Annotated in this window: 6 protein-coding genes; 3 read left to right on the top strand and 3 right to left on the bottom strand. The window is 59.3% G+C overall.

Annotated features, from left to right (window positions below):
* Window positions 1-864: 864 nt before the first annotated feature.
* Window positions 865-1,101 carry an SEC-C metal-binding domain-containing protein gene (locus R6U20_RS07420; protein ID WP_410337224.1) on the bottom strand — a complete coding sequence of 79 codons (237 nt, stop codon included), beginning with the start codon at window positions 1,099-1,101 and terminating at the stop codon, window positions 865-867.
* A gap of 201 nt (window positions 1,102-1,302) precedes the next feature.
* On the opposite strand from R6U20_RS07420, the gene R6U20_RS07425 reads away from it, so the two are divergent.
* The 3 genes from R6U20_RS07425 (at window position 1,303) to R6U20_RS07435 (ending at window position 4,380) form a co-directional block, all read left to right on the top strand.
* Entirely contained in the window at window positions 1,303-1,737 is a 435-nt protein-coding gene (locus R6U20_RS07425) for an energy transducer TonB (RefSeq protein ID WP_410337225.1), read from the top strand.
* 805 nt (window positions 1,738-2,542) lie between these two features.
* Window positions 2,543-3,808, top strand: coding sequence for an NADP-dependent isocitrate dehydrogenase (icd, locus tag R6U20_RS07430; RefSeq protein WP_410337226.1), 1,266 nt, complete (start codon window positions 2,543-2,545; stop codon window positions 3,806-3,808).
* Window positions 3,809-3,933: 125 nt separating this feature from the next.
* Window positions 3,934-4,380, top strand: coding sequence for a hypothetical protein (locus tag R6U20_RS07435; RefSeq protein WP_410337227.1), 447 nt, complete (start codon window positions 3,934-3,936; stop codon window positions 4,378-4,380).
* Window positions 4,381-4,638: 258 nt separating this feature from the next.
* On the opposite strand, the gene R6U20_RS07440 is transcribed toward R6U20_RS07435, so the two are convergent.
* Window positions 4,639-5,991: a DUF58 domain-containing protein gene (locus R6U20_RS07440; protein ID WP_410337228.1), complete on the bottom strand. Its 1,353-nt coding sequence runs from the start codon at window positions 5,989-5,991 to the stop codon at window positions 4,639-4,641.
* 40 nt (window positions 5,992-6,031) lie between these two features.
* Window positions 6,032-6,190, bottom strand: coding sequence for a hypothetical protein (locus R6U20_RS07445; protein ID WP_410337229.1), 159 nt, complete (start codon window positions 6,188-6,190; stop codon window positions 6,032-6,034).
* Window positions 6,191-6,199 lie beyond the last annotated feature (9 nt).

The raw sequence follows: 6,199 nt of genomic DNA on the forward strand, positions 1-6,199 counted from the left end.
CCGTGATCATCGCCGTCTCAACTTGCACGGACTATTGATACCTCAAAGGTGCGATTAAAGGCCAAAAAACAAAAGCCTCGTAGATGCTTTTCCGAAGATTTCAATACCTCAAAGGTGCGATTAAAGGTGGGGGTATCGCATTATGCGAGAGAAAGCATACGCTATTTCAATACCTCAAAGGTGCGATTAAAGGCGGTGCCCCAACACACATACGATGGAACTGCGTACGATTTCAATACCTCAAAGGTGCGATTAAAGGCCTGATGGAATATGCACATCAGCCAGCTTAGATGCAAATGAGCGGCGATTTGGCGATGATTGGGCGCGCCCGATGTCGTCACCCTCCGGTCGTGCACAACCCCCCCGGGGTCTGACGACATCCGCTAACTCCCTGATCCTACACATTGTATCCATAAAAATTAGGATGTGGCACGGTGGTTGTGGAGGGCGTTTTCCCGAAAACAAGCAGAGGCCGACGACAAAACGGCCTTCAGCGGCGCTGTGGGCCGGCAGGGCAATTGCATCTTCAGGATGATATTGTGCTGCGCTTTGCCAGGGCCTGCTCTTTACCGTCATGCTTTCCTTTAAATGCCTGCTGTCTCGCCACGTCCAATCAGAGCGTGGCCTTCCAAAGGACCCTCTGGAGACGCCGTCTTCAAGACGTAGGCGAAGGCGGCACTACGCTTGTCCGCGCTTGTCCGCTGTGGTTGTGCGTTGTGCACGGGGGCGCTGAGATCCTTCCGCCGCTGCGCTCTGTCAGGATGACGGAGAAGGGGGGATCGTGATGGTCTTTTGTGCATCCGTGGTGCTCAACATGTAATTGCCCTGTGCGGGCAGGTGCTCGTTTGCGTGGGATGCCCTCCGTTAATGACAGTGTTCATGCGCCTCTGACCAGACCTCGCCGGGCGGGCAGTCTACCGCTCCGCCTCCGCTGGTAAGGAGTCCGCCAATGACCAGCACGCCGAGCAAAATCACGACGCCGACGATGATGCCTTGCACCGTGTTGCTCTGGTACCAGGCATCGGAGTTGCGGCAGCAGTTCTTGTACTTGCGCCCGCTTCCGCACGGGCAGGGGTTGTTGCGTCCGGGTTCGTTAGCCATAAGCCTGGCACGGTTGTGTGATACACGCAAGAGGTGCGGTCTTTACGGCGTGCTGCCGAGAAAGTTGACACAGGAGCTGCTTGCATCTATACCGGCATTCGGGTACGTTAGTGCGGTATCGATCAGCGCACGTTCGGTCTCTTCCTGATGACTTTTCTACCGATGGGATCTCTCCGATGGCCCGCCCCAGCTGCTTTTCTTGTGGGACTGCTGCTCGCTCTCGTAACAGGCTGTGCAGGATCGGGCGAGGCGCAGGCACTCCGTGAGGTTATGGAGACGCGCCCTACCATGGTGAATCCGACCAACTACGACACGGTGTACCCGGAGGATCAGGTGGAGGTACCGCCCGAAATTGACGGTGGCATGGACGCGTTCTACGAGCGCGTGCTGGAGAACCGTCCGCCCCGAAGCTTACAGCAAGACACGAATGGAAGCACCGTGGTGCTGCTTGTCGTATCGCCCGAGGGGGAGCCTACAAACGTATTGGTTGCAGAATCGCTCTATCCGGCGGCCGATGAGGCGATCCGTTCGGTCGTGCTCGACTCCTCATTTACGCCGGGCCGCCACAATGGCCAGCCTGTGCCTGTGGCCCTGCGCCTGAGCGTGGCAACGACGAACATGCAGATTCGCCTGTAGCGAAAGTCTGGCCTGCAAGCGCCTGCAGAAACAGCTGACGCCCATGGCACACGACAAGAGGTGGATATCTCTTCGCGTACCCGGAAATTTCCCTTCAAGCTCGTCATTCCGAGCGGAAGCGAGGAATCTCTCTGGCAAACGCGGAGCGCACACGGAGCCGATATGCTGCGTGGTGTTCACTTCTGCCAATATCAAAGAGATTCTTTGGTCGCAGGGGCCCTCAGAATGACATGGTCAGGGGGCTGTAAACAGTCAACTGCGTTTTGGCATTGAGGCCTACTGCTCTGTCACAGATGATTCATAGGGTAACGCATGGACTCCCACTTTATAGTCATCCCGGATCAGCGGCGCCAGGGGCGCCTTGCCTGTCCTGAACTCGATTCAGGATCTGGATGACGGGCGTTGGGGGGCTGTGCGACTTCTGAACCTATATCACAACCCGTGCTCAGAAGAAACAATTGGGCGAGAGCGGCTCTCTCTCCAGGCAGGGGGAAGTCTTTTTGTGGACCCGGCCCAGGGGACGTATCTCCTAACCGGATATCATCCAGCATCGTGGGGGAGGCCTACTTTCCCTTCACCTCGCGTCTCCTTCGCAGCATTGATGCAAATGCAGTGAGCAAGCATGGACCCTTTTTCATCCGCCGCGCAGCGCAAGATTTTCAGAATCCTAACCACATCGGTCGGCTGAATTGGGTACACTGTAACCCTGCATCGCATTGAACCACGCAACGATGTGTGGTCTGGGGGCCTGATGTGGGCATCCCAGCGACTTCGTCTACTTCGTTTTCAGATACCCAAACAGCCTATGCCTACGACGCCCTCGTTCGATCAGATTACCCCGCCTACCGACGGTGAGCGCATCCGCAAAGACGACGATGCGCTGCATGTGCCCGATCGCCCCATCATCCCGTTTATTGAGGGCGACGGCATCGGTCCCGACATCTGGGCCGCTGCGCAGAACGTGTTCGATAGCGCCGTTCAGCACGCCTACGACGGCAACCGCGAAATCGTGTGGATGGAAGTCTTTGCCGGCGGCAAAGCGCAAGATGAGTACAACGAGTGGCTGCCCCAAGACACCCTGACGGCCATCGAGGAGTACCTCGTGGCCATCAAGGGGCCGCTCACCACGCCTGTGGGCGGCGGTATTCGCTCGCTGAACGTGGCCCTGCGCCAGCAGCTCGACCTGTTTGCGTGTGTGCGTCCGGTGCGCCACTTCGAAGGCGTGCCCTCGCCCGTGAAAGAGCCGGAGCTGGTCGACATGACGATCTTCCGCGAAAACTCGGAAGACATCTACGCGGGCATTGAGTACCGCGAAGGCTCGCCCGAAAACGAGAAGATCAAGCAGTTTCTGATCGAGGAGATGGGCGCCGACACCATCCGCTTCCCCGACTCCACCGCCATTGGCGTGAAGCCCATCTCGGAAGAAGGCACGAAGCGCCTCGTCCGCTCGGCCATCGACTACGCCATTGAGCGCGGCTACGACAGCGTGACGCTCGTGCACAAGGGCAACATCATGAAGTTTACCGAGGGCGCTTTCCGCGACTGGGGCTACGAGGTGGCCAAAGAAGATTACGACGCCGAGGACCTCGACGGTGGCCCCTGGCAGGTCATTACGCTCGACGACGGCCGCGAGATTATCGTGAAGGATGTCATTGCCGACGCGATGCTCCAGCAGATTCTGACGCGCCCCGACGAGTACGACCTCATCGCCACAATGAATCTGAACGGCGACTATATCTCCGACGCGCTGGCCGCGCAGGTCGGCGGCATTGGCATTGCGCCCGGCGCGAACATCAACTACAACACCGGACTGGCGCTCTTTGAGGCCACGCACGGCACCGCCCCCAAGTATGCGGGCATGGACAAGGTGAACCCGAGCTCGGTCATCCTCTCGGGCGAGATGATGTTCCGCTACATGGGCTGGGACGAGGCTGCGGATCTCATCATTGAGGGCCTCGAAACCACCATTAAGCAGAAGCGCGTAACGTACGACTTTGAGCGCAACATGGAGAACGCCACCCTCCTGAAGTGCAGCGAGTTTGGCGAGGCTGTTGTGGAGAACATGGGCTAAGTGCCCCCACATGCGAACACAACCCCCAACGGTACGCGTTATCGTGATCGTGTCGGGATGGGCAGCCTCCGGTTGGCCCATCCCGTTTTTGTTTGGTGCTCTTTCTCAGCGGCTTTTGGATGCGTATGGCTTCCCGCACAACCACGTTTATCGACGACGACGCACAGATTTTCACGGTCCGTGCGCCCGCTCACATTCCTGAAGCGCCCGTCGAATCCGATCACCACGACTTCATGGCCACTCACTGGGTTGACCTGGCGGCGGCTTCGTACCTCGGGTTTCAGCGCCTCGGCATCGGACTTGTGGTGGTGCAGGAGCGCCCCTCGGTCGACGATGCGGTGAAGATGGAGGCGCACACCCTTGGCTACGCCCAGGCCGACGGCATCTGGATCAAGCAGCGCTCCGGGCAACTCCCTATGGAATGGTTGGATACACAGCTTCAGTCGTACGACCCCAACGAGTCTGTCCTGGCGCTCTTTGTGGAGAGCGAGGACACCATCCGCGCCTACGCCATCAGCGCCCAGCCTACCCCGCCCGATGCTCTGCGCGAGGCCCGTGCGCCGCTGAATTAGAGCCTCCCCTCTCCCCGCGCGCGACAGATGCTCACTACGAAGGCGCTCTTTCTGCGCGGGCCTCATCAACATTGCACAGGAGGAGGCCCGTTGTGGCTGGGTGCAATTATCACAAAGCGACCTCCCCTCGCTTCCCTCCAACCCTGCCCTCTACTCCAACAGCTCTTTCAGCTCCGCAATTTTCATCAGCGCCTCGATGGGGGGCATGCGGTTGGAGTCGAATGCGCAGGTCTGATACACGGTCTCATCTTCCGTATTCTACCCCCGCTTTACCGCCAGATACGCGTTTAGCGCCTCTACCGTCAGGTGTTCGGGCGGCGTGAGTACGCTTTTGATGCCGTGCCGACGCAGCGTGCGCACCATCTCGTGCTTCTCGTGAGCAAATCGCTCCGCCACGGTACGCACATACACATCCTCCACCTGTGTGGACGTGCGCCAGGCCGTGGTGGCCGCCGTCTCATCACGCGCAGCTTCGCGCAGCACCGGATTCTCAAACAGCACCACAAGCAGCGTATGCCGGCGCTGAATGCTTTTGAACACGGACAGATGCCGCTGCAGCGATGCCCGGCTCTCCACATTCGTAAAGAGTAACAGCACCCCCCGGCGTGTCAGATGCCGCTCGGTAAAGACGGCAAGACGGCGGTAGTCCGCCTCTGGAAACCCTGTCTCCAGATGATACAGCGCCTCTTGCAGACGCATCAAATGGCCTGGGCCCCGGCCCAGGGGGACTGCGGCTGCGGGATGCGTGTCGAATGGCACCACGCTCACACGGTCGTGCTTCTGCATCGCCACATTCGCCAGGGCCAGCGTTGCGTTGATACTATGATCAAGCAGCGTCATTCCGTCGAACGGCAGCTCCATCACCCGCCCCGTGTTAATAGCACAATACAGCGGTTGTCCGCGCTCTTCTTCGTACTCGTTTACCATCAGCTCAGCGCGCCGCGCCGTAGCGGTCCAGTTCACATGCCGGTAGTCATCGCCCAGCACATACGGGCGCACGTGGTCGAACGAGGTCGAATGCCCCCGCCGCCGCACCCGCTTTACCCCGGCTTCCTCCAGACGGTTTGTCGTAGCCAGGAGCCCAATGCGACGCATCTGAACAAACGATGGATACACCTTCACGGTGGGCCCCTTGGCCGATTGATAGCGGCGCGCCACCAGACCAAGCGGCGTGCGCACGTACGCATTCACGCATCCAAACGCATAACGCCCCCGCTCGGTCGGACGCAGGTCGTACTGTATGGTACGGGTGGATGCAGAAGGCATCGCCTCCTTGAATACGGCGTCTCGGACTTGAAATGCCACCGGTGGCTCGTCAATGCAGGTCACCTGCACCGCAAACACGTACCGGTTTCCGAGGTGAATCGTGACCGCGTTGGGGTCTCCGTTGGAAAAGCGCCCGGCCACTTTGCGATCAATGGTCATCCCCTTCGGATTGAACGCATGAAGGGCCCCATCGGCTGCAAGGGCCGCTGCTGCGACGACCATGCCGCCCCAGGCAATCCATGACACGACGGGGATCCAGTGCGCTACGATGAATGCAAGTGCAAGCACGCCCCCCACCGCGTACAACCGACGCGTCGGATACAGCGATGTAAAGACAGTCCACATATCTACCTGTCGTTCGGTCTCAAAACCACGCATTCCGCCATTACTGCGGCACCTCGACCTGTTGCACGATATGATGCACAAGATCGTCGGGCGAGCGGCCTTCCATCTCCTGGTCGGGGGTCAGCATGATGCGGTGGCGTAGCACGGGCGCTGCCAACGCCTGTAGATCTTCGGGCGAGACGTAGTCGCGTCCGAAGATCTACAGGCG

Origin of the sequence: Longimonas sp., assembly GCF_046498435.1 — a bacterium.
Taxonomy (GTDB): domain Bacteria; phylum Bacteroidota; class Rhodothermia; order Rhodothermales; family Salinibacteraceae; genus Longimonas.

Coding starts and splice junctions, on each gene's coding strand:
- R6U20_RS07420 (WP_410337224.1), bottom strand. CDS start 1,101: ATGGCTAACGAACCCGGACGCAACAACCCCTGCCCGTGCGGAAGCGGG.
- icd (WP_410337226.1), top strand. CDS start 2,543: ATGCCTACGACGCCCTCGTTCGATCAGATTACCCCGCCTACCGACGGT.
- R6U20_RS07435 (WP_410337227.1), top strand. CDS start 3,934: ATGGCTTCCCGCACAACCACGTTTATCGACGACGACGCACAGATTTTC.
- R6U20_RS07440 (WP_410337228.1), bottom strand. CDS start 5,991: ATGTGGACTGTCTTTACATCGCTGTATCCGACGCGTCGGTTGTACGCG.